This is a genomic window from Nocardia sp. NPDC059236 (genome assembly GCF_042754085.1).
Lineage (GTDB): Bacteria > Actinomycetota > Actinomycetes > Mycobacteriales > Mycobacteriaceae > Nocardia.
Genome location: NZ_JBHZAF010000020.1, coordinates 77,172 through 101,760, shown reverse-complemented (window position 1 = coordinate 101,760; position 24,589 = coordinate 77,172). Strand labels below are relative to the sequence as shown.

General features: G+C 69.2%; 22 protein-coding genes and 1 riboswitch. Of the genes, 9 read left to right on the top strand and 13 right to left on the bottom strand.

Going from position 1 to position 24,589, the window contains the following annotated elements; translation table 11 throughout:
* Positions 1 to 39: 39 nt before the first annotated feature.
* Entirely contained in the window at positions 40 to 252 is a 213-nt protein-coding gene (thiS, locus tag ACFXIV_RS37565) for a sulfur carrier protein ThiS (protein WP_354843470.1), read from the bottom strand.
* Complete coding sequence (thiO, locus tag ACFXIV_RS37560) at positions 249 to 1,334, bottom strand: glycine oxidase ThiO (RefSeq protein ID WP_379401278.1); 1,086 nt, start codon at positions 1,332 to 1,334, stop codon at positions 249 to 251. The genes thiS and thiO overlap by 4 nt, the downstream gene beginning before the upstream one ends.
* A 153-nt stretch (positions 1,335 to 1,487) precedes the next feature.
* Here thiO and thiE point away from each other — a divergent pair, with 153 nt between their 5' ends.
* On the top strand, positions 1,488 to 2,189 hold the full coding sequence (gene thiE / locus ACFXIV_RS37555) for a thiamine phosphate synthase (protein ID WP_379401277.1): 702 nt from the start codon (positions 1,488 to 1,490) through the stop codon (positions 2,187 to 2,189).
* Here the strand turns inward: thiE and ACFXIV_RS37550 are convergent, their stop codons facing one another.
* Both ACFXIV_RS37550 and ACFXIV_RS37545 read right to left on the bottom strand, forming a co-directional pair.
* Positions 2,190 to 4,373: a molybdopterin-dependent oxidoreductase gene (locus ACFXIV_RS37550; RefSeq protein ID WP_379401276.1), complete on the bottom strand. Its 2,184-nt coding sequence runs from the start codon at positions 4,371 to 4,373 to the stop codon at positions 2,190 to 2,192.
* Positions 4,374 to 4,376: 3 nt separating this feature from the next.
* A complete protein-coding gene (locus ACFXIV_RS37545; protein WP_379401275.1) occupies positions 4,377 to 5,051 on the bottom strand; it encodes an NUDIX domain-containing protein in 675 nt (224 codons plus the stop codon).
* 156 nt (positions 5,052 to 5,207) lie between these two features.
* Between ACFXIV_RS37545 and ACFXIV_RS37540 the strand changes: the two genes are divergently transcribed.
* The 3 genes from ACFXIV_RS37540 to ACFXIV_RS37530 are packed head-to-tail and all read left to right on the top strand — an operon-like array spanning position 5,208 to position 9,945.
* Positions 5,208 to 6,539, top strand: a complete 1,332-nt coding sequence (locus ACFXIV_RS37540; RefSeq protein WP_379401274.1) for a hypothetical protein — start codon at positions 5,208 to 5,210, stop codon at positions 6,537 to 6,539.
* On the top strand, positions 6,536 to 7,522 hold the full coding sequence (locus tag ACFXIV_RS37535) for a glutamate ABC transporter substrate-binding protein (protein ID WP_379401273.1): 987 nt from the start codon (positions 6,536 to 6,538) through the stop codon (positions 7,520 to 7,522). The genes ACFXIV_RS37540 and ACFXIV_RS37535 overlap by 4 nt, the downstream gene beginning before the upstream one ends.
* Positions 7,523 to 7,524: 2 nt before the next feature.
* Positions 7,525 to 9,945 (top strand): tetratricopeptide repeat protein, encoded by a 2,421-nt coding sequence (locus tag ACFXIV_RS37530; protein WP_379401272.1) that lies wholly within the window; start codon positions 7,525 to 7,527, stop codon positions 9,943 to 9,945.
* A 209-nt stretch (positions 9,946 to 10,154) separates the two neighbouring features.
* On the opposite strand, the gene ACFXIV_RS37525 is transcribed toward ACFXIV_RS37530, so the two are convergent.
* From ACFXIV_RS37525 to fgd, 3 genes are all read right to left on the bottom strand, one after another.
* On the bottom strand, positions 10,155 to 11,351 hold the full coding sequence (locus ACFXIV_RS37525; protein ID WP_379401271.1) for an acetate kinase: 1,197 nt from the start codon (positions 11,349 to 11,351) through the stop codon (positions 10,155 to 10,157).
* Positions 11,351 to 13,429 carry a phosphate acetyltransferase gene (pta, locus tag ACFXIV_RS37520; RefSeq protein ID WP_379401270.1) on the bottom strand — a complete coding sequence of 693 codons (2,079 nt, stop codon included), beginning with the start codon at positions 13,427 to 13,429 and terminating at the stop codon, positions 11,351 to 11,353. Before pta ends, ACFXIV_RS37525 begins: the two co-directional genes overlap by 1 nt.
* Before the next feature lie 123 nt (positions 13,430 to 13,552).
* On the bottom strand, positions 13,553 to 14,560 hold the full coding sequence (gene fgd, locus ACFXIV_RS37515; protein WP_379388639.1) for a glucose-6-phosphate dehydrogenase (coenzyme-F420): 1,008 nt from the start codon (positions 14,558 to 14,560) through the stop codon (positions 13,553 to 13,555).
* A 298-nt stretch (positions 14,561 to 14,858) separates the two neighbouring features.
* On the opposite strand from fgd, the gene ACFXIV_RS37510 reads away from it, so the two are divergent.
* Positions 14,859 to 15,617, top strand: a complete 759-nt coding sequence (locus tag ACFXIV_RS37510; protein WP_379388710.1) for an HAD-IIA family hydrolase — start codon at positions 14,859 to 14,861, stop codon at positions 15,615 to 15,617.
* On the opposite strand, the gene ACFXIV_RS37505 is transcribed toward ACFXIV_RS37510, so the two are convergent.
* From ACFXIV_RS37505 to ACFXIV_RS37485, 5 genes are all read right to left on the bottom strand, one after another.
* Positions 15,618 to 16,079: a MarR family winged helix-turn-helix transcriptional regulator gene (locus ACFXIV_RS37505; protein ID WP_379401269.1), complete on the bottom strand. Its 462-nt coding sequence runs from the start codon at positions 16,077 to 16,079 to the stop codon at positions 15,618 to 15,620.
* Positions 16,076 to 16,717: a type 1 glutamine amidotransferase family protein gene (locus tag ACFXIV_RS37500; protein ID WP_379401268.1), complete on the bottom strand. Its 642-nt coding sequence runs from the start codon at positions 16,715 to 16,717 to the stop codon at positions 16,076 to 16,078. Before ACFXIV_RS37500 ends, ACFXIV_RS37505 begins: the two co-directional genes overlap by 4 nt.
* A gap of 140 nt (positions 16,718 to 16,857) precedes the next feature.
* Positions 16,858 to 18,072, bottom strand: a complete 1,215-nt coding sequence (locus ACFXIV_RS37495) for an O-succinylhomoserine sulfhydrylase (RefSeq protein WP_379401267.1) — start codon at positions 18,070 to 18,072, stop codon at positions 16,858 to 16,860.
* A gap of 34 nt (positions 18,073 to 18,106) precedes the next feature.
* Entirely contained in the window at positions 18,107 to 18,529 is a 423-nt protein-coding gene (locus tag ACFXIV_RS37490) for a rhodanese-like domain-containing protein (RefSeq protein ID WP_379401266.1), read from the bottom strand.
* Between the two features lie 14 nt (positions 18,530 to 18,543).
* A riboswitch (SAM riboswitch) is annotated at positions 18,544 to 18,659 on the bottom strand.
* A gap of 62 nt (positions 18,660 to 18,721) precedes the next feature.
* Positions 18,722 to 19,168 (bottom strand): hypothetical protein, encoded by a 447-nt coding sequence (locus ACFXIV_RS37485; protein WP_379401265.1) that lies wholly within the window; start codon positions 19,166 to 19,168, stop codon positions 18,722 to 18,724.
* 287 nt (positions 19,169 to 19,455) lie between these two features.
* Between ACFXIV_RS37485 and ACFXIV_RS37480 the strand changes: the two genes are divergently transcribed.
* From ACFXIV_RS37480 to ACFXIV_RS37470, 3 genes are all read left to right on the top strand, one after another.
* A complete protein-coding gene (locus tag ACFXIV_RS37480; protein ID WP_379401264.1) occupies positions 19,456 to 20,847 on the top strand; it encodes an FAD-dependent oxidoreductase in 1,392 nt (463 codons plus the stop codon).
* A gap of 91 nt (positions 20,848 to 20,938) precedes the next feature.
* Positions 20,939 to 21,811, top strand: a complete 873-nt coding sequence (locus ACFXIV_RS37475; protein ID WP_379401263.1) for an amidohydrolase family protein — start codon at positions 20,939 to 20,941, stop codon at positions 21,809 to 21,811.
* A gap of 108 nt (positions 21,812 to 21,919) precedes the next feature.
* A complete protein-coding gene (locus tag ACFXIV_RS37470) occupies positions 21,920 to 23,017 on the top strand; it encodes a CaiB/BaiF CoA transferase family protein (protein WP_379401262.1) in 1,098 nt (365 codons plus the stop codon).
* 81 nt (positions 23,018 to 23,098) lie between these two features.
* On the opposite strand, the gene ACFXIV_RS37465 is transcribed toward ACFXIV_RS37470, so the two are convergent.
* Positions 23,099 to 23,635 carry a YceI family protein gene (locus ACFXIV_RS37465; protein WP_379401261.1) on the bottom strand — a complete coding sequence of 179 codons (537 nt, stop codon included), beginning with the start codon at positions 23,633 to 23,635 and terminating at the stop codon, positions 23,099 to 23,101.
* 102 nt (positions 23,636 to 23,737) lie between these two features.
* On the opposite strand from ACFXIV_RS37465, the gene ACFXIV_RS37460 reads away from it, so the two are divergent.
* Complete coding sequence (locus tag ACFXIV_RS37460) at positions 23,738 to 24,559, top strand: helix-turn-helix domain-containing protein (protein ID WP_379401260.1); 822 nt, start codon at positions 23,738 to 23,740, stop codon at positions 24,557 to 24,559.
* The last annotated feature ends 30 nt before the right edge of the window (positions 24,560 to 24,589 follow it).

The following is a 24,589-nucleotide window of genomic DNA, read 5'->3' as shown; positions in this document are numbered from 1 at the left end:
CGAGCTGCCGCCTCCGGGCCCTGAGCTCCCGCCGGCGCGCTAGCCACCCTGCACCGCCGTCAGGACCTCGATCTCCCAGCCGCGGCCGACCGGCTCGTCCCAGCGGGACTTGGGGAACACCGCGCCGTCGATGGCCAGCGCCACGCCCTGGCACGGCAGGTTCAGCCGTTCCAGCAGCTGCCGGATGGTGAGCTCGTCGGGGAAAACATGATCCTCGCCATTGACGGTGACGCCGACCGGAATTGCGGTCATCGGACTCCTCCTGGGTGAAACGGTGCGGCGGTGGTGAACCGGCGCGGGTCCGCGGCACGCGCCTCGGGCAGCTCGGTGTCTGCGAGCAGCGCCAGGACGGCGTCGGCGGTGACCGGGGTGTCGAGAATGCCGTTGCGGCCGTGTCCCGCGGCCACGATCACCCGCTCGTCCAGGTAACCGATCAGCGGCAGATTGTCGGGCGAGCCCGGGCGCGAACCCGCGATGGCCTCGGCGAATTCGTACTCGCCGATACCCGGCAGCACGGCCTCGGCATCGGTGACCAGGTCGCGGACACCGGCGACGGTGACGGCGTTGTCGAACCCGACTTCGTATTGTGTTGCACCCAGCACGATTCCGTCACGCCTCGGCACAAGATATATGGGGCGGCCGTGTACCCGGGCCCGGATCACGCGGGCGGGCACGGGCGGGGCGCTGGGGCGGCGGCGCAGGCGCAGGATCTCGCCCTTCACCGGGCGCACCGGCAGACCGGGCCACAACTCGGCGGCCGCGGCGCCGGTGGCGAGCACGATGCGATCGTGCGACAGGCCCGCCGGCGATTCCACCCGCTCGGCGCGGAACTCGACTCCGGCCGCGGCACAGGCGGTTCGGAGCGCGGTCACCAGCGCGCGATTGTCCACGGCGGGTTCGGCGACGGCGAGCAGTCCGGCGCGCACGCCGCGGCCCAGGCCGGGTTCGGCGGCACGCACCCCGGCGCGGTCCAGCAGGCGCAGCTCGTGGCCGCGGGCATTCACCCAGTCGGCGATGGTGCGCAGGTCGGCGGCATCGGCGCCGTCCAGGGCGACGGTCAGGGTCTGATCGGCGACGAAGACATCGGTGCCGGTGACGCCCCGCAGCTCGGCGGCGAAACCGGGCCAGCGGATCAGGGAGGCGGCGCCGAAGGCGAGAGCGGCGTCCTCACCGGGCCAGCCCTCCGAGAGCGGGGCGAGCATGCCGCCCGCCACCCAGGAGGATCCGGAGCCCACGGCCGGGTCGAAGAGGGTGACGGTCCAGCCCGCTCCGGCGGCACGCCAGGCTACCGAAAGTCCGATCACACCGCCGCCGACGACGGCCAGAGTCCGCATGTGAATCCACCTAACTCATCCCGGCATCCGCGGGACCTGCATATATATCGCGCGAAACAGTGGACTCGGCGGGAGCGTCGCGCGGCTGCACGCTGGGTGCGCTCTCTCGGGTCGTTTCGACTCGAACACCGTAGCGCGACTACCGTCGAGACTGTGCAACCCTCCCACCCGAACCGGCCCGCCACCCCACGGGAACGCCTCGCCACCGCGCGGCTGTACCTGTGCACCGACGCCCGCCGGGACCGGGGTGACCTGGCGGAGTTCGCCGAGGCGGCCCTGGCCGGCGGCGTCGACATCATCCAGCTGCGGGACAAGGGCTCGCCCGGGGAGAAGCAGTTCGGGCCACTCGAGGCCAAGGCCGAACTGGGTGCGCTGGCCGAGCTGAAGGCCGCCGCCCGCCGCCACGGCGCCCTGGTCGCGTGCAACGACCGCGCCGATATCGCGCTCGCGGCCGGGGTGGACGTGCTGCACCTGGGCCAGGGCGACCTGCCGCCCTGGTACGCGCGGCAGATCCTGGGCGGCGAGGTGGTGCTGGGCCGCTCCACGCACAATCGCGCGCAGGCCGGACTGGCCGCGGTGGACGAGCACATCGACTACTTCTGCACCGGGCCGGTGTACGCCACCCCGACCAAGCCGGGTCGCACCCCGGCGGGCATCGATCTGGTCCGGTCCACCGCGGATTCGCACACGCAGCGGCCGTGGTTCGCCATCGGCGGCATCGACGCCCGCAGCCTGCCCGAGGTGCTGGACGCGGGCGCGACGCGAATCGTGGTGGTGCGGGCCATTACCGAGGCCGACGATCCGGCGGCCGCCGCCCGCGCCATCAAGCAGCGGATCCTGGCGAACGACCGCTAGTCAGCCGACCGGGTCGAGACGAATCGGGACGCCGTTCAGATTGGACATGCCCGCGAGGCGTTCCACATCGGCTAGATCGGTGGACATCAGGTCGTTCACATTCGCGCCCCCGGCGGCATTGGCGCGCTGCCAGCCGCCGTCGTGACCCCAGCCGTGCGGAATGGCCACGGTGCCCTCGGTCATGTCCTCGGTGAGCCGGGCGGTCACCTCGATGGCGCCGTGCGCGGAGGAAACCCGGCAGCGGTCGCCGTCGGAAATGCCCGCCACCGCCGCGTCTTTGGGGTTGATGCGGGCGGCGTGCTCGCGGTCGCCGCGCATGAGCGGCTCGGCATTGTGCATCCACGAGTTGTGCGATTTGAGTTCGCGCAGGCCGATGACGCGCAGCGGATAGGCCGGATCGGCCGGCCGCGCGCTGAGGGCGCGTAGTTCGCCGATGATCTCGTCCGGATCCAGCCGCACGCGGCCCCCCTTGTGCCGCACCACGTTCCGCAGCACCCCGGTGGCGATGCTGTCAGCGAGCACCACCCCGTGCGGGTGACGGCGCAGCATGCGCAGGCTGAGGCCATTGCGGCGCAGGCCGAATCGGTCGCCGTAGGGGCCGGTGCGCAGGGCCAGGTCGGCCAGCAGGGTCGGGGTGGGGCGGGCGGAACCGAGGCCCGGAACGCGGCGGCGCAGGGCGCTCAGCAGGCGACCGGCCGGGCGGGCCGGACCGACGGCGAAGGGCTGCACGCCGATCCGGGTCGCGATGGCGTCGATGATCCGCCATTCCTCGCGCGCCTCCCCGTACGGTTCGACGACCCGCTCGGTGTACTGGGTGTACGGCGTCGGGGAGAACGCGGTGAACGGCAGCGGAATGTCGTCGCGCTCCAGGAAAGTGGTCGCCGGGAGGATGTAGTCGGCTATCCGGTTGGTGTCGTTGACATATATGTCTATGGAAACGAACAGGTCCAGTTCGGTGAGCGCGGCGGCCAGTTCGCGGCCGTTGGGCACCGAGGAAACCGGATTGCCCGCCGAGGTGAACAGGGCACGCAGCTGCCCAGGGCCGGGCGTGGTGATCTCCTTGGCCATGATGGCGGCCGGGAAGGTGCCCAGCACGTCCGGGAATCCGCCGATGCGGGAATGGTTCTTGCCGTAGCCGGCGAAACCGAGGCGGGCGCTCAGTTCGGAGACCGCCACCAGTTCCTTGCCGAAGACCGAACCGCCCGGCCTGTCGAGGTTTCCGGTCACCAGGGACAGGACGTCGATGAGGAAGGCCACCAGGGTCGCGTGCCTGCCCAGGCAGGTACCGGTGCGGCCGTAGACCGCGGCGGATTCGGCGCGGGCCAGATCGCGGGCCAGGGCGCGCACCCGATCGGGCTCGAGGCCGGTGACCTCGGCGGTGTATTCGGGCGTGAAACGCGCTACGGCATCCCGTAGTTCACGTGCGCCGCCGGCCTGGCGACGCAGCGCCCCGGTGTCTTCCAGACCCTCGTCGAAGATCACCTGCAACAGGGAGGCCAGCAGCCAGGCGTCACCGTCCGGTCGCACGCCGACGTGCTCGAACAGCTTGGCGGTCTCGGTGTTTCGCGGGTCGACCACCACCACGCGACCGCCCCGCTTCGTGATGGCGGTGAGCTTCTCGCGGATACGCGGCGCGCTCAGCACACTGCCGTGTGAGACAAGGGGATTCGCGCCCAGCATGAGCAGGAAGTCGGTGCGGTCCAGATCGGGCACCGGCACGGTGGTGAGGGAGCCGTAGAGCAGCTCGCTGGCCACGAAACGGTTGTTGATGTCCTGGGAACCGGCCGAATACACGTGCTTCAACCCGGCGGCCAGCTGGAAACCCACCATCCACAGGGTGTGTGAATAGGAAAAGGAGGACGGATTGCCGAAATACCAGCCGAGACTCTCGATTCCGTGCTCGCGGATGAGCCCGCGCAGGCGTGCGCCGATCTCGTCCAGCGCCGTGTCCCAGGAGACCCGCTCGAACTCGCCGGAGACGGTACGCCGCAAGGGATACAGCACCCGGTCAGGATCGTTCTGGATCTCGGTGAAGGCGATGCCCTTGGGGCAGGCGTTGCCGCGGGAGAGCGGATGGTCCTTGTCGGCGCGCAAGCGCACCAGCTTCCCGTCCTCGACGGTGGCGATCAGCCCGCAGAGGGGCTCACAGATCCGGCAGTAGGTGGGGAGCTCGCGCGTTGTCACGCCTCAAGACAACACCTGGTCCAGAGTGAGGAACAACACATTTCCGGCCAAATCGGTCTGTTCCGTGACCGATTCGGGCGCGCCGATGCGGGCGGTGCGGCCGACCCCGTCGCCGTTCGAATGCAGCCAGAGGAATTCCTGCCCGGCCAGATCCAGGGTGCGCGGCAACGCGGCCGCCACCGCGCCGGTATCGGCGATTCCTTCGAGACTGATCAGGGTGGGCGTGGCACGCAGGGCGGGCCAGGCGGCGGCGAAGCCGGGGTGCAGCGGCCGGTCCTCGACCTCGTCCTCGGGCACCCAGATCAGGTCCTGACTCTCCTTGTTGCCGCGGGTGCGCAGCTGATCGGCGGCATCGGCGATGACGGTGGTATAGGTCCAGCCACTGGGCGCGGTCGCGGTCACGCGGGATCCGCGCACCCGGATCGAGCCGGGCGCGATGCCCGCCTCCTCCTCGGCCTCACGGACGGCCGCGTGCACGCTGGTCTCGTGGGAGTCGCGGGCTCCGCCGGGCAGCGCCCAGGTGCCGCCCTGATGGGTCCAGGCGGCCCGATGATGCAGCAGGACTGCAGATCCGCCGCCGACCAGCGGGGCGCGCAGCAACAGTCCGGCAGCGCCGAAACGACCCCACTGGCGGGTGCCATCCGGACTCTCCGCCCACCCGTCCCCATCACCACGCATCTTCGCAATCCCATCGTCCGACCGCACTGCCGTGCACAGTCCCCGCTCTGCGGAGCACATCGCGGGGATTCCCGCGTCACAGCGGCGGTACGTCCACAATAAGCTCATCCGGCAGCACCAAGTCGGTCGTTCGATATCGGTCAGTGGGAGGTGAGGATGGCTCGCACCGAGGAATTGCGGCTCGCGGAGCTGTCCCCCCGCACCGCCGCGGCGGCCTGGCGCGAACGCTTCGCGACCACCGAACTGCGCAGTTTCGCCCGGTCCTCACCGGCCAAACTGATCGCCATCGGGCTGGTCCTGCTGAGCCTGTGCGTGGCGGCCGGCCTCGTGACCGCCACCGCGGTGACCAACCGGCAACACGCCCTGGACGCCCTGCTGGATCAGTCGGAGCCCGATGCCTATTCGGCGCAGCGGCTCTACACCTCACTGTCGGTGGCCGACGCCTCGGCCGGTGCCGCCTTCATTTCCGGTGGGCTGGAATCGAAGCCGGTGCGCGACCGGTACAACCAGGCGGTCGGCGAGGCCGCGGCCGAACTGGTGACCCAGTCCAATCGCAGTGACGGGGACACGGATACGCAGCTGCGCAGCGGCATCGCCACCGGACTGCCGGTGTACACCGGCGTCATCGAGACCGCGCGGGCCAACAACCGCGCCGGGGAGCCGGTGGGCGCGGCCTATCTGAGCGAGGCGTCCAACCTGATGCAGGGGACACTGCTGCCGATGGCGCAGGAGCTGCAGGAGCACCGGTCCGCCGCCATCACCGCCACCCAGCACACCCACGTGCGCCCGCCCTGGCCCGCCATCCTGCTGCCGCTGCTGGTGGTGGCGGCGCTGATCGCGGCGCAGCTGTTCCTGTACCGGCGCTGGCACCGGGTGCTCAATCTCGGGCTGCTGCTGGCCACCGGGACCATGGTGGTACTGCTGGCCTGGACGGTGATCGCGGGCATCATCTCCGCGGTGGACACCACCCACGCCCGCGACCAGGGCAGCACCCCCACCACGGCGCTCACCCAGAGCCGCATCCTGGCCCAGCAGGCCCGCACCGCGGAGACCCTCAAACTGGTGCGCCGCGACACCAGCGCGGACTACGACAAGGCCTATGACCAGGCCATCGACAAACTGCGAAACATCCTGTCCGGCTATCGAACCGACGCGCCCGGCGCGAGCGACGTGCAGACCGCGTCGGCCGCCCTGGACCGTTGGCGGGCCGCGCACCAGCGCATGAACGACGCGCTGTCCAAGGGCGACTTCATCGGCGCGGCCGCGGTCGCCACCGGGCCGGGCGCCAACGAGGCCGCCGCCCAGACCGACGCGCTGGACCGCGCGCTCGGCGACGGCATCGCCGACACCCGGAACATGCTGCGCACCGACACCTCGCACGCCGCCCGCACGCTGGACCTGCTCGGCCCCGGGGCGCTGGTGCTGAGCACCGCCGCTGCCGTGCTGATCGCGGCCGGGCTCTGGCCCCGACTGCGGGAGTACCGATGACCCGAAGACCCGTCCGCTCCCTGACGCTCGCGGTCCTGGCCGCGGCCGTGGCCTGCACGGCCGCCTGCGGGGACAGCAGTCCCCCGCCGCCCGCGCCCTCGACCCGGGTGCCCAGCTATGTCGAGCCGCCACTGCCGTCGGGAGCCGTTGCGGCACAGACCCAGAGCGCGCCGCCGCCGGAGGTGACCGACTGCGGTGACCCGACCGCGAGCCTGCGGCCCAACGGCACCAGGAGCGGGCCGGACATCGACGCCATCCGGGCGCGGGGGCGGCTGCTGGTGGGCCTGGACCCGGGCAGCAATCTGTTCAGCTTCCGGGATCCGGCCAGCGGCACGCTCGCCGGATTCGATGTGGACATCGCCCGCGAGCTGGCCCGGGACCTGCTGGGCGATCCGGCGGCGCTGGAGTTCCGGATCCTCGGCTCCGCCGACCGCGAGCGGGCGCTGCAGGAGCACACCGTGGACGTCGTGGTGAAGACCATGACCATCAATTGTCAACGGCGGCAGACGGTTACCTTCTCCACCTCGTATCTGCAGGCGCATCAGCGCGTGCTGGCCTTCCGCAACTCCGGCATCAACGGACTGACCGAGCTGGCGGGCAAACGGCTGTGCCTGGTCAACGGCACCACCTCCCTGGACCTGATCCGGCGCTCGCAGCCCGCCGCGTCCATCCTCACCGTGCCCACCTGGGCCGACTGCCTGGTGGTGCTGCAGCAGCGGCAGGTGGACGCGGTCAGCACCGACGACACCGTGCTGGCCGGGCTGGCCGAGCAGGATCCGGCCACCGAGGTGGTCGGACCCAACCTGAGCACCGAGCAGTACGGGATCGGCATCTCCAAGGGCGCGGACGATCTGGTCCGCTTCGTCAACGGCACCCTGGAACGCATTCGCGCGGACGGGACCTGGAACCGGCTCTACCGCCGCTGGCTGGTGACCGAGCTCGGCGACGCCGCCATTCCGCCGCCCCCGAGGTATCAGGACTGACGATGACCACACCGGAGCAACCCGAGGGGACGCAGGCGGTCGCGCGCACCGAGATGACCGTGGGGCCGTACTGGCCCGCCCGGACCGAGCTGACCACGCGGCACGCACCCGCAGGCGACGACGGCGCGGGCACCCGGCCCGCCGAGCGCACCGAGCCGACGCCGCGCGCGGAATCCCCCGGCACGGAGCCGACCGCCGTGGAGCCGGAAATCCCGGTGGCGCCGAGTGTTTCGAGCGCCGAGGGCGAGACGCGGACCCCGACCCGGCCCTCCCAGCGCACCGCCCGCATGACCCGCCCGCGCCCCGCGGTGCGGCGGCTCGGGGCCGGACTGGTGCCGATCCCGGCGGTGGAGCCGATGGATCCGGAAGCCGCCGTGCTCGACGATCCGGTGGTGGCCGAGGGGCGGCGGTTCTGCTGGCGATGCGGCAAGCCGGTCGGGCGGGCCACCCCGACCCAGGTGTCCACCACCGCGGGCACCTGCCAGACCTGCGGCGCGCCTTACGATTTCCGGCCCTCGCTGTATCCCGGCGACCGGGTGGTGGGCCAGTACGAGATCCAGGGCTGTATCGCGCACGGCGGACTGGGCTGGATCTACCTGGCCATCGACCGCAATGTGAGCGACCGCTGGGTGGTGCTCAAGGGCCTGTTGCACGCCGGTGACGCCGAGGCGCAGGCGGTCGCGCTGGCGGAGCGGCAGTTCCTGGCCGAGGTCGTGCACCCGAGCATCGTGAAGATCCACAACTTCGTGGAGCACTCGGGGCCGGACGGGACGCCGATCGGCTACATCGTCATGGAGTACGTGGGCGGGCATTCGCTGCGCGATCTGCTCGATCACCATGCGCCCGACCGCATGCCGGTCGCCGAGGCCATCGCCTACCTGCTGGAAATCCTTCCGGCCCTGGACTATCTGCATTCGGTGGGGCTGGCCTACAACGACCTCAAGCCCGACAACATCATGATCACCACCGACCGGGTGGAGCTCATCGACCTGGGCGCGGTCACCCAGTTCGAGGCGTACGGAAACCTGTACGGCACCAGGGGATTCCAGGCGCCCGAGATCGCGCACACCGGGCCGACGGTGGCCTCCGACATCTACACCGTCGGCCGCACGCTGGCCGTGCTCACCCTGCACCTGCCGATGGAGCGCGGCGCCCACGTCGACGGCATCCCGGATCCGAAGGAGCAGCCGGTGCTGGCCCGGCACCCGTTCCTCTACCGGCTGCTGCTGCGCGCCACCCACCCGGACCCGGAGCGCCGATTCCCCTCCGCGCGCCTGCTCGCCACCCAGCTCACCGGCGTGCTGCGGGAGATCCTGGCCGTCGAGACCGGCAGTGAGCATCCGCAGCTGTCCACCCTGTTCAGCCCGCCGCGCACCAGTTTCGGCACCGGCGAGCTCATCGCGCAGACCGACGGCATCATCGATGGTGTCCCCCGCGACACCCTGCTGCAGCCCGGCGACGTGGTGGCGGCGCTGCCGGTGCCCATCATCGATCCGGGCGACCCGTCCGCGCCGCTGCTGGCCGGGGCCGCCCATCCCGAACCCCGGCACTCCCTCGATGAACTGCGGCACGCCCGCCAGCGCGCGGCGGCCGAACCCGGCGGCGCGCCCGAGACTTTCGAACTGGAGGTGACGCTGGCCGAGGCCCGCGCCCACCTGGACCTCGACGAGCCCGCGGCCGCCCGCATGCTGCTGGCCCGGCTCACCGACGAGCCGCTGCCGCCGGCCCCGGACTGGCGCATCGACTGGTACCTGGGCATGACCGAGCTGCTGGAACTGGAGTACGAGCGCGCCTTCGCCCGCTTCGACGCCGTGCTGGAGGCGCTGCCCGGCGAGATCGCGCCCAAGCTGGCGCTGGCCGCCACCGCGGAGCTCATTCTCCAGCACTGGGATTCGCCCGATCCCGAGGAGTGGCGGTCCTATGCCGAGAACTACTACGCCACCGTGTGGCGCACCGATCGGGGCGTGGTGAGCGCGGCCTTCGGTCTGGCCCGCCAGCTGGCCGCGGCCGGGAACATCACCGCCGCCGTGCACGCGCTGGATCAGGTGCCGCCCGCCTCACGGCATTACGCGGAGGCCCGGATGACGGCCATTCTCATGCTGCTGACCTGCGCGCCCGCCGCGGACCTCGACGAGTCGACGCTGCGGGTGGCGGCGGCGCGGGTGCAGGATCTGCCGACCGGCGAGGGACGCGCGGCCCAGTTGCGGATTCTCACCCTGGGGGTCGCGCTGGGCTGGGTGCAGGCCGGAAAGCAGCCGAAATCGGTCGGCTCCAAGCTGTTCGGGTCACCGTTCACCGAGCGGGATCTCCGGCGCGGCATCGAGGCCGGCCTGCGCGGCCTGGCCCGCTCCGCGCCCGAACGCACCCACCGGTACGCGCTGGTGGATCTGGCCAACGCGGTGCGTGCCAAATCCTGGTTCTGAGGAACCGGAAGAGTCCCGTGTCGCCCGCGGCGGTCACAGAGGCAGTCTGCGAACCACGGGGCCGGCGAGGGAATTACGGCCCCTACCACGGTTGTGCGTGGTGCGACACGGGTTCCGGTGGACCGGGCGAACCGGATCCGGTGACCACCATGCCAGGCCCATCATGATGTTTTCGTGAAGTCCGAATCGCCATGCGGGTGCCGTGGCGCTCAGCCGACCAGATCGGCGGCGGCGCGGGCGATGGCGAGTTCCTCGTTGGTCGGGACCACCAGCACCGACACGTCCGAGTCGTCGGTCGAGATGCGCCGGGCCGTACGGTCTTTCGCGGTGTTCCGGTCGGCGTCGATGCGAATCCCGTACCGCTCCAGTCCCGCCAGCGACTCGGCGCGGACCTTGGGGTCGTTCTCGCCGACACCGGCGGTGAAGGTGATGGCGTCCACCTTCCCCAGCTCGATCAGGTATGCGCCGATGTAGCGGCGCAGCCGGTGGATGTAGACGTCGAACGCCAATTTCGCGGTCGGATGGCCGGTTTCGATGAGGCGGCCGAGCTCCCGGAAGTCATTGACACCGGAGATGCCCTTGATCCCGGAGTTCCGGTTGAGCAGGGCGTCCACATCGTTCACATCCATGTCCGCCGTGCGGATGAGGTGGAAGATGATCCCCGGATCCAGATCCCCGGACCGGGTTCCCATGACCAAGCCCTCCAGCGGGGTCAGGCCCATGGAGGTGTCCACCGCCTGCCCGGCCCGAATGGCCGAGGCCGACGCGCCGTTGCCGAGGTGCAGCACGATCTGATTCAGCTCGGTTCTGTCCTTCCCGAGGAAGGCCGCGACCTGGCCGGACACGTAATCGTGCGAGGTGCCGTGGAAACCGTACTTGCGAACACCGTGCGCCGCCGCGATTTCCGCGTCGATGGCGTAGGTCTTCGCCGCGGCGGGCAGATTGTGGAAGAAGGCGGTATCGAACACCGCGACCTGCGGCACGTCCGGCAGCAGCGCGCGCGCCGATTCGATGCCGATGACATTGGGCGGATTGTGCAGCGGCGCAAGGGAGGACAGGTCGACAATGGCCTGCACCACCGCGTCTGTAATGAGCGTCGGCTCGTAGAAGACCTCACCGCCGTGCACCACCCGGTGCCCGACCGCGGCCAGATCCGCGTGCGCCAGATCCTGGCCGCTCGCGCTGAACAGATCGAACACCACCCGCAGGCCCTGCGCGTGATCGGCGATGGGCCCCTGATACTCGAAAGTCTTCTCGCCCGAGGTGTGTTCGACGGTCACCGCATCCGGCTCGACCGCCTCGCCGATGCGTTGCACCACGCCCTGCGCGCACACATCGGCGGTCGCCGGATCGAGCAGCTGATATTTGATGGACGAGGATCCGGAATTGATCACCAGAACCTTCATCACGCCTCCTGCTGAGCCTGAATCGCGGTGATCGCGACGGTGTTCACGATGTCCGCGACCAGCGCGCCCCGCGACAGATCATTGACCGGCTTGCGCAGACCCTGCAGCACCGGGCCGATGGCGACGGCCCCGGCGCTGCGCTGCACCGCCTTGTAGGTGTTGTTGCCGGTATTGAGGTCCGGGAAGATGAAGACCGTCGCCTGGCCCGCCACTTCGGAATTCGGCAGCTTGGTCTTGGCCACCGTGGGCTCGATCGCGGCGTCGTATTGAATCGGCCCCTCCACCAGCAGTTCCGGCGCCCGCTCGTGGACCAGCTTGGTGGCGGCGCGCACCTTGTCGACGTCCGCGCCGGACCCCGACTCGCCCGTGGAGTAGGAGAGCATGGCCACGCGCGGGTCGATGCCGAACTGGACGGCGGTGCGGGCGGAGGAGATGGCGATATCGGCCAGCTGGTCGGAGGTCGGGTCCGGCACCACGGCGCAGTCGCCGTACACCAGCACCCGGTCGGCCAGGCACATGAGGAAGACGCTGGACACCGTGGACACGCCCGGCTCGGTCTTGATGATCTCGAAGGACGGGCGGATGGTGTGCGCGGTGGTGTGCGCCGCGCCAGAGACCATGCCGTCGGCGACCCCCATGTGCACCATCATGGTGCCGAAATACGAGATGTCGCTCATGAATTCGCGGGCGCGGTCCACCGTCATGCCCTTGTGGGCACGCAGGCGGGCGTACTCCTCGGCGAATTCGTCGCGCAGCGGGCAGGTCTTGGGATCGAGCACCTCGGCGGCCTCGATGTCCACGCCGAGCTCGGCGGCACGGCCGCGCACCGCCGCCTCGTCGCCGAGGATGGTGAGGTCGGCGATCTTGCGCTGCAGCACCCGCCCGGCCGCGCGCAGAATGCGGTCGTCGTCGCCCTCGGGCAGCACGATGCGCTTGCGGTCGTTGCGGGCGCGGTCGATGAGCTGGTACTCGAACATCTGCGGGGTGACGATGTTCGGGATGGGAATCTCGATCTGCCGCAGCAGTTCCCGCGGATCGACCCGCTGCTCCATGAGGGCCAGCGCGGTGTCCACCTTGCGGATGCTGGACAGCGAGACGCGGCCGCGGGTGAGCGCAGTGGCCTTGGCGGTCTCGAAGGTGCCCAGGTCGGTGGCGAGGATGGGCAGCTTGGGTTTGAGGCCCGCCATCAGTCGCGCGATGGACGGCTCGGGCAGCATGCCGCCGTTCATGATGATGCCGGCCAGCGACGGAAAGCCCTCCGCCTCATGGGCGTTCACCAGCGCGAGCAGCACGTCGGAGCGGTCACCGGGGGTGATGACGGCAACGCCGTCGGCGAGGCGTTCCAGAATGTGCTCGGCGGTCATGCCGCCGACGATCACCTCGAGCGCCTCGCGCTGCATGAGTTCCGGGTCGCCGCTGTAGAGTTCGCCGCCGATCGCCTCGCGCAGCTCCTCCATGGTGGGCGCCTGCAGCAGCGGCACCTCGGGTAGCGCCCAGGACGGCACGGTGCAGGCCCGCTTCAGGGCGGCCGCGTCGGCCTCCAGCTGCCCGGGCTCGCACCGGTTGGCGATCACCGCCACCAGCTTGGCGTGCTCGGCCGCCAGCTCGGCGCGGCAGAGCTCCACCAGCTGGCCCAATTCCTCAGGGGTGCGGCCCATTCCACGCACCACCAGCAGTACGGGCGCGCCGAGGTTCACCGCGATGCGGGCGTTGTAGCGCAGTTCGCTGGGGCTGGCGACATCGGTGTAGTCCGAGCCGACGATGAGCACGGCGTCGCACTGCTTGGCGACCGCGTGGTACCGCATGACGATCTCGCTGATCGCCGCGTCCGGATCCTCGTGCACCTGTTCGTAGGTGACGCCGATGGCCTGGTCGTAGTCGACATCGGCGGTGGAGTGCTCGAGCAGCAGCTCGAGAATGTAGTCGCGCCCGATCGCGGACCTGGTGATCGGCCGGAACACGCCCACTCGCGGCGTGGTGGCCGCGAGGGCCTGCAGAACACCGAGCGCCACCGTCGACTTGCCGGTGTCGCCCTCGGGGGACGCGATGTACACACTGGAAACCGGTGTGGCAGCCATGGGCGAAAGCCTACCGACCGTTATGGGCTGATTTCCGCGCGTACCCGGTTACCCGGCCGCGGATATTCGGGGACGGACTATCGCGAGAGTCGCCCGTCCCCGGGTGCCACGGCGTGAACCGACTCAGAGGGCCCGCAGGCGGGGCGCCAGATCGCGCTGGAACAGATCCAGGAATCGGCGCTGATCATGACCGGGCGCGTGGAAGACCAGGTGGTTCAGGCCCGCGTCCAGGTACGGCTTGATCTGCTCGACCGCCTGGTCCGGATCGCTGGCCACGATCCAGCGCTTGGCGATCTGCTCGATCGGCAGCGCGTCGGCGGCCGCCTCCATCTCGATGGGATCGGTGATGGAGTGCTTCTGCTCCGCGGTCAGCGAGAGCGGGGCCCAGAAGCGGGTGTTCTCCAGCGCCAGAACGGGATCGGTGTCGTAGGAGATCTTGATCTCGATCATGCGGTCGATGTCGTCGACGGAGCGGCCGGCCTTGGCGGCGCCCTCCGCGACGGCGGGCATCAGCTTCTCGGTGTAGAGATCCATGCCCTTGCCGGAGGTGCAGATGAAACCGTCACCGGCGCGGCCGGCATAGCGGGCCACCAGCGGGCCGCCCGCGGCGATGTAGACCGGGATGCCGCCCTTGGGCACGTCGTAGATCGAGGCGCCGACGGTCTTGTAGTACTGGCCGTCGAAGTCCACCCGCTCGCCCGTCCACAGCGCGCGCATCAGGTCCACCGACTCGCGCAGCCGCGCGAAACGCTCCTTGAACTCCGGCCATTCGCCCTGGAAGCCGGTGGCGATCTCGTTCAGCGCCTCACCCGAGCCGACGCCGAGCATGATGCGATCCGGGTACAGGCAGCCCATGGTGGCGAACGCCTGCGCGATGACCGCGGGGTTGTACCGGAAGGTCGGGGTCAGCACCGAGGTGCCGAGCTGAATGCGCTTGGTGCGCTCGCCCACCGCGGCCAGGAAGGCCAGCGAGAACGGGGCGTGCCCGCCATTGTGCCGCCACGGCTGGAAATGGTCGGAGACGGTGGCGCTGTCGAGGCCGTGCGCCTCCGCCTCCACCGCGAGCTCCACCAGTTCGCGCGGGCCGAACTGTTCCGCGGACGCCTTGTAACCGAGCTTGAGGTCTTTCACCTGGGCACTCCTGTCGCCATGCTGCGCTCGAGCTGTGCGGGCCAACCTCCCGCACGACCGCCGCGACACCGGGCATCGCGAACGGTCCTACTTCGCACGATAGGTCAGCGGTGAAACGCGGTGCGGCAGGGGTCACACCCAAGGGGTCGAACCGCGGGTGGGCGGACGGTATTTCGGGGATGAAACCGGTCGGACGGTCAGTTAGGGCAGGAATATATGAGCGTCCGGTCCCGGGATAGCGGAGAATGTGCGCGTGACCTACTCGAGCGCTGAACCGATCCTCTCCTATCTGACCGACATGGACGGCGTCCTCGTGCACGAGAATCACATGGTGCCCGGGGCCGATCAGTTCCTCGCCGAACTGCGCGACAACGACATTCCGTTCCTGGTTCTCACCAACAATTCGATCTACACCGCGCGCGATCTGCAGGCCCGGCTCAGGCACACCGGCCTCGACATTCCGGTCGAGTCCATCTGGACCTCCGCCCTCGCCACCGCGACATTCCTCAACGACCAGCGCCCAGGCGGCACCGCCTACGTGGTCGGCGAATCCGGCCTCACGACTGCGCTGCACGAAATCGGTTACGTTCTCACCGATTCCGACCCGGACTACGTAGTGCTCGGCGAAACCCGCACCTACTCTTTCGAAGCCATCACCACCGCCATCCGGCTGATCTCCGCGGGCGCGCGCTTCATCGCCACCAACCCGGACGCCACCGGCCCGTCCCGCGAAGGCATCCTTCCGGCCACCGGCTCCGTCGCCGCCCTCATCACCGAGGCCACCGGCCGCAAGCCCTACTACGTCGGTAAACCCAACCCACTGATGATGCGATCGGCGTTGCGCCGCATCGGTGCCCACTCCCAGTCCACCGTCATGATCGGCGACCGGATGGACACCGACGTCATCGCGGGCCTGGAGGCGGGCATGCGGACCATCCTGGTCACCACCGGCATTTCCACCCCGGCCCTGGTCGAGCAGTTCCCGTACCGCCCGACCACCATCCTGCCCTCGGTGGCCGCCCTGGTCGGCAAGACCAAGGACCCGTTCGCGCTGTAGTCAGGCCGCGCCCGTCGCGTCGCCCTCGAGTGCGTCGAGGGCGGCCGACAGGGTCGTCAGCGCGTCCACGATGTGGGCGAGCTGCTCGATACCCAGCTGCGCCACAAGCCGTTTCGCCATGGCCGCGTGCTGCGGGTCGATCCGCCGCACCGCGTCGTGACCCGCCTCGGTGATGGCCACCAGCTTCGCGCGCCGATGCGCCGGATTGGGGCGGTATTCCACGAATCCCCTGTCCGCCAGCACATCCGCGATGCGCTGCACGCTCTGGCGGGTGATACCCATTTCGCGGGCGATACCGGCCACCGGGAGCGGTTCGCGCAGAATCGCACCGAGCACCTGCCACCACGCGACCGTGATCCCGGACGGCTTGGCCAATTCCTCTGCGATCGAGAGGAATTGGCCGTTCAGCTTGAACGACGTGACGGCCGCGGCCCCGAACAGCTGCTGCGCGGTGCGGGTCATTGCGCGGCCGCCGCGCGCTGCTGCTCGTACTCGAACAACGCGTAGAAGCCCGCGGGATCATTGTTTCCGTACAGCCGGTACCAGGACTCCAGCACGTGCGGCTCGTAGATACCCAGGCGCGCGAAGATCTCGCGGGCGAAATCGACCGGTCGGGTGCCGGTCGCGGTGATCAGGTCACCGTCGGTGACCGCGGGCGCCTGAACATAGTGCTCGCCACCCGAATATCCGCTGTAGGCAAGATATCCCGCGTCATTGCTGGTGTGCCGCCGATCGTCCAGCAGGCCCTCCTGCGCCAGCCCGAAGGTCGCGCCGCAGATCGCCGCCACCGGCACGCCGGCCGCCAGAAACTCCCGGGCCTTGCGCGCGAAGGCCGCCGGCGTCTCGGGATGCTGCTCGGTTTCGAATCCCGGCAGGATCAGCATGGCGCTGTCGGCGGGCTTCAGCTCATCGAGAACCAGATCGGGCAGGACCCGCATGCCGCCCATCGAGGTGACCGGCTCGGCGCCGAGGGCGACCGTCTTCACCTGCCAGGTTCCCGGCTCGCGCTGCCAGAGTTCGCGATTGATGTGTGCGGTCGCATGCCCGACCTCCCAGTCCGAGAAGGTGTCGTACGCGGCCATGTGGACTGTTTTCATCATGACAGCATGCTGTCATGTTTGACAGCATGCTGTCAAACGACGCTCGATGATTCTCAAGGGCTGCCCCGAACCCCGTCGCCCCCTGAACACGAAAAGGGCCGGAACCCAGTGGGTTCCGGCCCTTTCGAACACTCGTCGGATCAGCTCAGTGCCTGGTCCAGGTCATTGAGCAGGTCCTCCACATCCTCGAGCCCGATGGAGATGCGGAGCACGCCATCGGTAATCCCCACGGCCGCACGGCCTTCCGGGCCCATCGCCCGGTGGGTGGTGGTGGCCGGATGCGTGATCAGCGTCTTCGCATCGCCGAGGTTGTTGGAGATGTCGACGATGCGCAGGCGGTTGAGCACCTCGAAAGCGCGCTTCTTGGCCTCGTTCTCCGACGCCTTCAGCTCGAAGGTGATCACCGTGCCGCCACCGGACATCTGACGCTTGGCCAGCTCGTACTGCGGGTGCGAGGACAGGAACGGGTACTTCACCCACGCCACGGCGGGATGGGTCTCCAGGAACCCGGCGATCTTCAGCGCGGAGTCCACCGACTGGCGCAGGCGCAGCGGCATGGTCTCCAGACCCTTGAGCAGGGTCCACGCATTGAAGGGGCTCAGCGCCGGACCGGTGTGGCGCATCAGGTTCTTCACCGGGCCGTCGATGTAGTCCCGGGGTCCGAGGATCGCGCCGCCGAGGACGCGGCCCTGCCCGTCGATGTGCTTGGTGCCCGAGTACACGGTGATGTCCGCGCCCAGGTCGAAGCCGCGCTGCAGCAGCGGGGTGGCGAAGACGTTGTCCAGCACCACCTTCGCGCCCGCCGCGTGCGCGAGATCGGAGACCGCGCGCACATCGGTGAGGGTCTGCATGGGGTTGGAGGGGGTCTCGAAGAAGACGGCCTGGGTCGGCACCGACAGTGCCTGCTCCCACTGGTCCAGATCCTCGCCGTCGACGAAGACGGTCTCCACGCCCCAGCGCGGCAGGATCTCGTTGGCCACCACGAAGCAGGAGCCGAACAGGCTGCGCGCCGCCACCAAGCGGTCACCCGCGGCGAGCAGCGCGCCCAGCGCGGTGAACACCGCCGACATGCCGGAGGCCGTCGCGAAACAGGCCTCCGCGCCGTCGATCAGGCGCAGCCGCTCCTCGAACATGGCGACCGTCGGGTTGCCGTAGCGGGAGTAGACGAAGTGGTCGATATCGCCGGTGAAGGAGGCTTCGGCCGCCTCGGCGCTCTCGTAGACGAAACCCGAATTGAGGAACAGCGCCTCGGAGGTCTCGTCGAAGCCCGAGCGCCGGGTGCCGCCGCGCACGGCCTGCGTGGCGGGGCCGACGCCCTCGGGGAGCGGTTTGTCGAAGGAACCACCGGTGATCATGACTGCCTCCCTGCGATCCGGCCGGACACGAAACTCATGACTGACGCCAGGGCAGGCCGTCGGCGCGCCAGCCGGTGCCGCCGCGATGCCCCTGACCGTCGAGCGCACCCTCGAAGCCGTCGACCACATTGAAGGACGGGGCGATGCCGAGGGTGGTGGCGGCGGTGGCCGCGCCGATGGAGCGCTGGCCGGAGCGGCAGATGAAGATGACCGGCGCGGCCGAGTCCTGGCCGCGATCGCCGAGCGCCTGCTTCAGCTGATCGGCGAAACGGGTATTGGGGGTGCCGGAGACGTCCACCCACTCGATCAGCGCGGTCGGCCGGCCGATGCCGCTGGTGTCGGGCACCCCGACGAACCGCCACTCGGCTTCGGTGCGCACATCCACCAGCACCGCATCGGGGTTGTCGCGCAACAGTTCCCACGCCTGCTTCGGCGTGATGTCACCCGCGTAGCTCACTTGTACCTCCTGTGAATCCGCACTTGCCGCACCGCTGTCCGATGCGAGGCCAGGTCGTCACCCGGAGCACCCCACCGCGGAGGAGGGTTGCCGACCAGCCAGCCGGGGCTTGACGCTGGTACTCATGACCTGGGTTGAGACTGCCGAAAAAACGGCCCCACTGTCAAACCCCGGCCGCGACTTCCGCCGTTGTCAGGAATTGCAGACCAACCAGCGGGAATTCTCCCGGGTGAAGTGCCAGGTCGAGGTGGTTTGGGCGCCGGAGACCGTGAAAGTGACCTGCGCCGTGGCCTTCTCACCGTCAACGGCCGGGTCGGCCAGCTTGTCGAACGTGATGGTCCCCCCGGTCGCGGCCGCGACCTTGAGCGGTGAGGCGTTCTCGTCGAATCCCTTGCAGGACAGGGTCGGATCGTACTTGCCGGTCTCGCTGCGGGACTTGATGAAGGTGCCCGCGGCCGCCGCGAGCCGATCGGAATCTGTGACATTCTTCTCAACCGGCGAGACCAGCGTCGCGATCACGATGCCCAGGATCACGACCGCGATGACGCTCGCCGCGACCAGGAACGGCCACATGCTGCGGGCCTCGTTCTGATCGATCGGAACCGATGTCTCCCCGGCTGTCTCCTCGGCGTCGCTCATGGGTAGATCATGCCTGGTCGCCGCCGTTCGCCCGGTACGGCATTCCCCCGGTTCGGGCCTCGGCATTCCCACAGTTCACGGCCCTGCGCGTGAAGGGCCTCGTGCGCCATCGATAGAATCAGCAGAATTTCCGCCCCAGGCGCGGGAATAGCAGGACTACGCAGCAACGCTGCAGCGTCGGGGGCCAACGGCGGTCACCGAAGCCAGGGCGTCAACTTAGCCTAAGCTAAGAACGACGGCTGAGTTTTGACGACAAGTTAGTTTCGACCCAAAGGGTGCGCGGAAGAATGACCGAACAGAGTGCAGCGACCCGCCCGCTACGCATTGCGATCGTGGGCGCAGGCCCGGCCGGTATTTACGCCGCCGATGCCTTGATGAAGTCCGATGCCGAGGTGAGCATCGACCTCTACGAGCGCATGCCCGCGCCCTTCGGCCTCATCCGCTACGGCGTCGCGCCCGACCACCCGCGCATCAAGGGCATCATCACCGCCCTGCACAAGGTCCTCGACAAGCCGCAGGTCCGCCTGCTCGGCAATATCGACTACGGCGTCGACATCACCCTCGAGGACCTGCGTCAGTTCTACGACGCGGTCATCTTCTCCACCGGCGCCAACGCCGACCGCGCCCTCGAGGTGCCGGGCATCGACCTCGACGGCTCCTACGGCGCCGCCGACTTCGTGTCCTGGTACGACGGCCACCCGGACGTGCCGCGCACCTGGCCGCTGGACGCGGAGAAGGTCGCCGTCCTCGGTGTCGGCAACGTCGCCCTCGACGTGGCCCGCGTGCTCGCCAAGACCGGCGACGAACTGCTGCCCACCGAGATCCCGCCGAACGTCTACGAGGGCCTGCAGGACAACAAGGCCCTCGAGGTCCACGTCTTCGGCCGCCGCGGACCCGCCCAGGCCAAGTTCACCCCGCTCGAACTGCGCGAACTCGACCACTCCCCGACCATCGAGGTCATCGTCGACCCCGAGGACATCGACTACGACGAGGGCTCCGAGGCCGCGCGCCGCCACTCCAAGCAGGTCGACATGATCTGCAATACGTTGGAGCAGTGGGCCATCCGCGATGTCGGCGACCGCCCGCACAAGCTGTTCCTGCACTTCTTCGAGAACCCATCGGAGATCCTCGGCGCGGACGGCAAGGTCGTGGGCCTGCGGACAGAGCGCACCCAGCTCGACGGCACCGGAAACTGCAAGGGCACCGGCGAATTCAAGGACTGGGACATCCAGGCCGTGTACCGCGCGGTCGGCTACCTGTCGCAGAACATCCCGCTGCTGCCCTTCGACGACCAGGCCGGCACCGTGCCCAACGAGGCCGGGCGCGTGCTCGTCGACGAGGACGCCGACGGCGCGGCTCGCTACATGCCCGCTACCTATGTGACCGGCTGGATCAAGCGCGGCCCGGTCGGCCTCATCGGCCACACCAAGGGCGACGCCAACGAGACCATCGCCTGCCTGCTCGACGATGCCGCGAACTTCACCCCGGCCGCGCGGCCGGAGCTGGAGGCGGTCACCGAATTCCTCGAGCACAAGGGCATCCCGTTCACCACCTGGGCGGGCTGGTACCGCCTCGACGCGCATGAGCGCGCCCTGGGCGAGCCGCAGGGCCGCGAGCGGGTCAAGGTCGTCGAGCGCGACGAGATGCTCGCCGCCTCCGAACCCGGCAAGGTTTCCTGACCAGCTCCGGGCAAGGTGTCCTGACCAGCGCCAATCCGACTGCCGGACAAGGTTGTCCACACATGTCACCGTTCTGAGGCATGCTGATCACGTGTTCGATGCCCATCTCCACATCTTCGATCCGCGGTTCCCGCTGGTCGAGAACGAGGGCTACCTGCCCGACCCGTACACCATCGCCGCCTATCGCAAGCGCATGTCCCGCTTCGATATCGACGGTGGCGCCCTGGTCAGCGGGTCGTTCCAGGGCACCGATCAGAGCTATCTGCTGGCCGCCCTCGCCGAACTCGGCGAGGGCTGGGTCGGTGTCACCAATCTGCACGTGGACGCCACCGACGCGGAGATCCTCGAGCTGAACCGGGCCGGGGTGCGGGCCATCCGGTTCAACCTCAAGCGCGCGGGCGGCGACATCGTCGGGCTCACCATGCTGGCGCTGCGGGCCTACGAACTGGCCGGCTGGCATGTGGAGCTCTACATCGACGGGTCCATGCTGGGCTCGCTGGAACCGGTCATCACCAAGCTGCCCAAGCTGTCGATCGACCATCTGGGCATGTCCGACGACTGCCTGCCCTACCTGCTCAACCTGGTCGACCGCGGGGCCAAGGTGAAGGCCTCCGGCTTCGGCCGGGTGGCGATGAATGTGGGCTCGGCCCTGCGCAAGATCCACACGGTCAACCCCGAGGCCCTGATGTTCGGCACCGACCTGCCGGGCACCCGGGCCGGACGGCCGTTCCGCGACGCCGATATCTCGCTGCTCGCCGACGCCGTGGGCTCCGATCTGCACCGGGCGCTCGAGGACAATGCCCGCGCGTTCTACGGGCTGCCCGCCAAGGAACGCCTGTTCGAGGACCCGAACCCGCCCATGCGCCGGGCCGCGGGCGAAGCACCCACCCTGCGGCTGCCGCGCTCGGAGCTCCCCGGACCCCCGCCCCCGCCCACCCTGCCGCTGCCGATCATCGATCGCTAGCGCAACGGGCCACCCCCTGAGGGCCGCGGAGACTTCGCGTTATTGTCATACCGTCAACACCGGTGTGTGAGCCGGTGCGCAGGATTCGACGACGAACCGAGGTAGGGCGTGAGCACTCCATCCACCGCCAAGCAGGGCCCGCTCGCGGGCATCCGGGTTGTTGAACTGGCCGGCATCGGCCCCGGTCCGCACGCGGCACTGCTGCTCGCCGACCTCGGCGCCGACGTGGTGCGGGTGCAGCGGCCCGGCATGCTGCCCGGCTTCATGGAGCGTCCGCAGTGGCGCGGCCGCACCATCGTCGAGGCGAACCTGAAGGATCCCGCCGACATCGAGCAGGTGCTCGGGCTCATCGAGAAGGCCGACGTGCTGCTCGAGGGCTTTCGGCCCGGCGTCACCGAGCGCATGGGACTGGGCCCCGATACGGCGCTGGAACGCAATCCACGCCTGATCTACGGCCGCATGACCGGCTGGGGCCAGTACGGCCCGATGGCCGACCGCGCCGGACACGACATCAACTACATCTCGCTCACCGGTGTGCTGAACGCCATCGGCCGCAAGGGCGAACGCCCCGTGCCGCCGCTGAACATGGTCGGCGACTTCGGCGGCGGTTCCATGTTCCTGGTCTTCGGCATCCTGGCCGCGCTGGTGGAACGCCAGAGCTCCGGCAAGGGCCAGGTCATCGACGCCGCCATGATCGACGGCGCACTCGCGCTCTCACACATGATCTGGGGCATGAAGGGCGTGGGCCTGTGGTCCGATGAGCGCGGCACCAACCTGCTCGACACCGGTATGGCCTTCTACGACACCTACGAGACCTCCGACGGCAAGTACATGGCCGTGGGCTGCATCGAGCCCCAGTTCTACGCGGAACTGCTGCAGGGCCTGGAGATCTCGCCCGAGGGCCTGCCCAACCAGCTCGACCCCAACGGCCAGGACCAGCTGCGCAAGCTGTTCACCGAGAAGTTCAAGACCAAGACCCGCGACGAGTGGTGGGCGATCTTCGAGCACACCGACGCCTGCACCACCCCGGTCCTGACTTTCACCGAGGCCGAACAGAATCCGCACATCCAGGCCCGCACCGGGCTGATCGACATCGACGGCGTCGTGCAGCACGCCCCGGCTCCGCGCTTCTCGCGCACGCCGGCGGGCATCCCGACCCCGCCGCCGAACGAGGGCACCCCGATCGAAACGGTCTGGGCGGACTGACCTTCCGCGCACGGCCGAACGCCCCCTATGGAATTCCACAGGGGGCGTTGACTTTTCCGATGCGGCGGGTAGCTCCCGGACTTACGGGGCGACGAGCTGGATGTCGAGCTCGATGGCGATCTTGTCGCTCAGCATGGCGTTGGGCATGCCCGGGGCGACGTCGAACTCGCTGCGCTTGATGGTGCCGGAGGCGGTGAAGCCGGCGTGCTCCTTGTTGTCCTGCGGGAAGACCCGCACGCCGCCCCACTCGACCTCGAGGGTGACGGGCTTGGTGATGCCGCCGATGGTGGCCTCACCGGTGACCTCGAACTCCCCGCTCAGGGCGACGGGCTCGGGGACGCGGAAGGTCAGGTGCGGGCGGTTGGCGACATCGAGGATGTCGGCGCTGCGGACGTGGCCGTCGCGCATCTCGTTGCCGGTGTCGAACGAGTCGAAGTAGATGGTGGCCTCGATGGCGGCCTCGCCGGCCTCGTTGACCACGAAGCCGGTCTCGAAGCGGTTGAAGCGGCCGCGGACCTTGGAGATGCCCAGGTGCTTCACGGTGAAGTTGACCGAGGAGTGAGCGGCATCCAGGGTCCAGGAGCCGGGGGCGAGGGTGGTCTGCTCGGAAGTCGTCATGTCAACCACTCTAAGTGGACTTCGGTCCGGTTATCCACACCGTGGTTATCCGGGGACTGCCAGGGCGCGGATAACGGAACCAGGACCAGGCAGTATGGAAGGGTGTCCCGTTCCGAATTCGCCGAGTTCCTGATCGCCCGCCGCGCACAACTGCAGCCCGAGGACGTCGGACTGCCCGCCGGCCGGCGACGGCGCACACCCGGCCTGCGCCGCGAGGAGGTGGCCGCGCTCGCCGGTGTCAGCGCAGACTACCTGGCCCGCCTGGAACAGGGACGCGACACCAACCCCTCCACCGCCGTGCTGGCCGCCCTCGCGGAAGCCTTGCGGCTCAACGAGATCGAGAAACACCACTTCGGCAAGCTGGCCCTCGGGCTGGAACAGAAGGCTTCCTGCCCCGCATCCGGGCAGGCCCGGGAACAGGTCTCCGAGACCATTCAGGCGGTCATCGACGCCCTGCAGCCGACGCCCGCGCTGGTGCTCGGGCGCTGGCTGAACCTGCTCGCCGGAAACCCCTCCTTCCGCGCCTTCGCCGAACCCCTCGGCATGTTCGACGCGGAGGCACACGGCAACTTCGCCATCTACGTCTTCGCCCACCCGGCCGCCCAGCAGACCTTCCTGAACTGGTCCGACGTCGCCGATATGGCTGCTTCGTCCCTGCGCGCCGCCACCACCCGGTTCCCCGACGACCCGTCGGTCGAGGCCGTCGTCACCGCCCTGAACCGCTACCCGGAGTTCGAGCGACGCTGGCGCGAGCACCGGCTCACCGATTTCCGATCCCTCGTGCTGAAGATTCAGCACCCCGCCCGGGGTGCGGTCGAGGTGGAGGTCGAGACCCTGGATCCGGCCGCCGACCAGACCGTCATGGTCTGGCTGGTCGACCGCCGCCAGGCCCGCACGCCCGGATTACGGCTGGTCAACGAATAAAAGCCGCAGGTTCCGGGGGTTTCGTTCCCG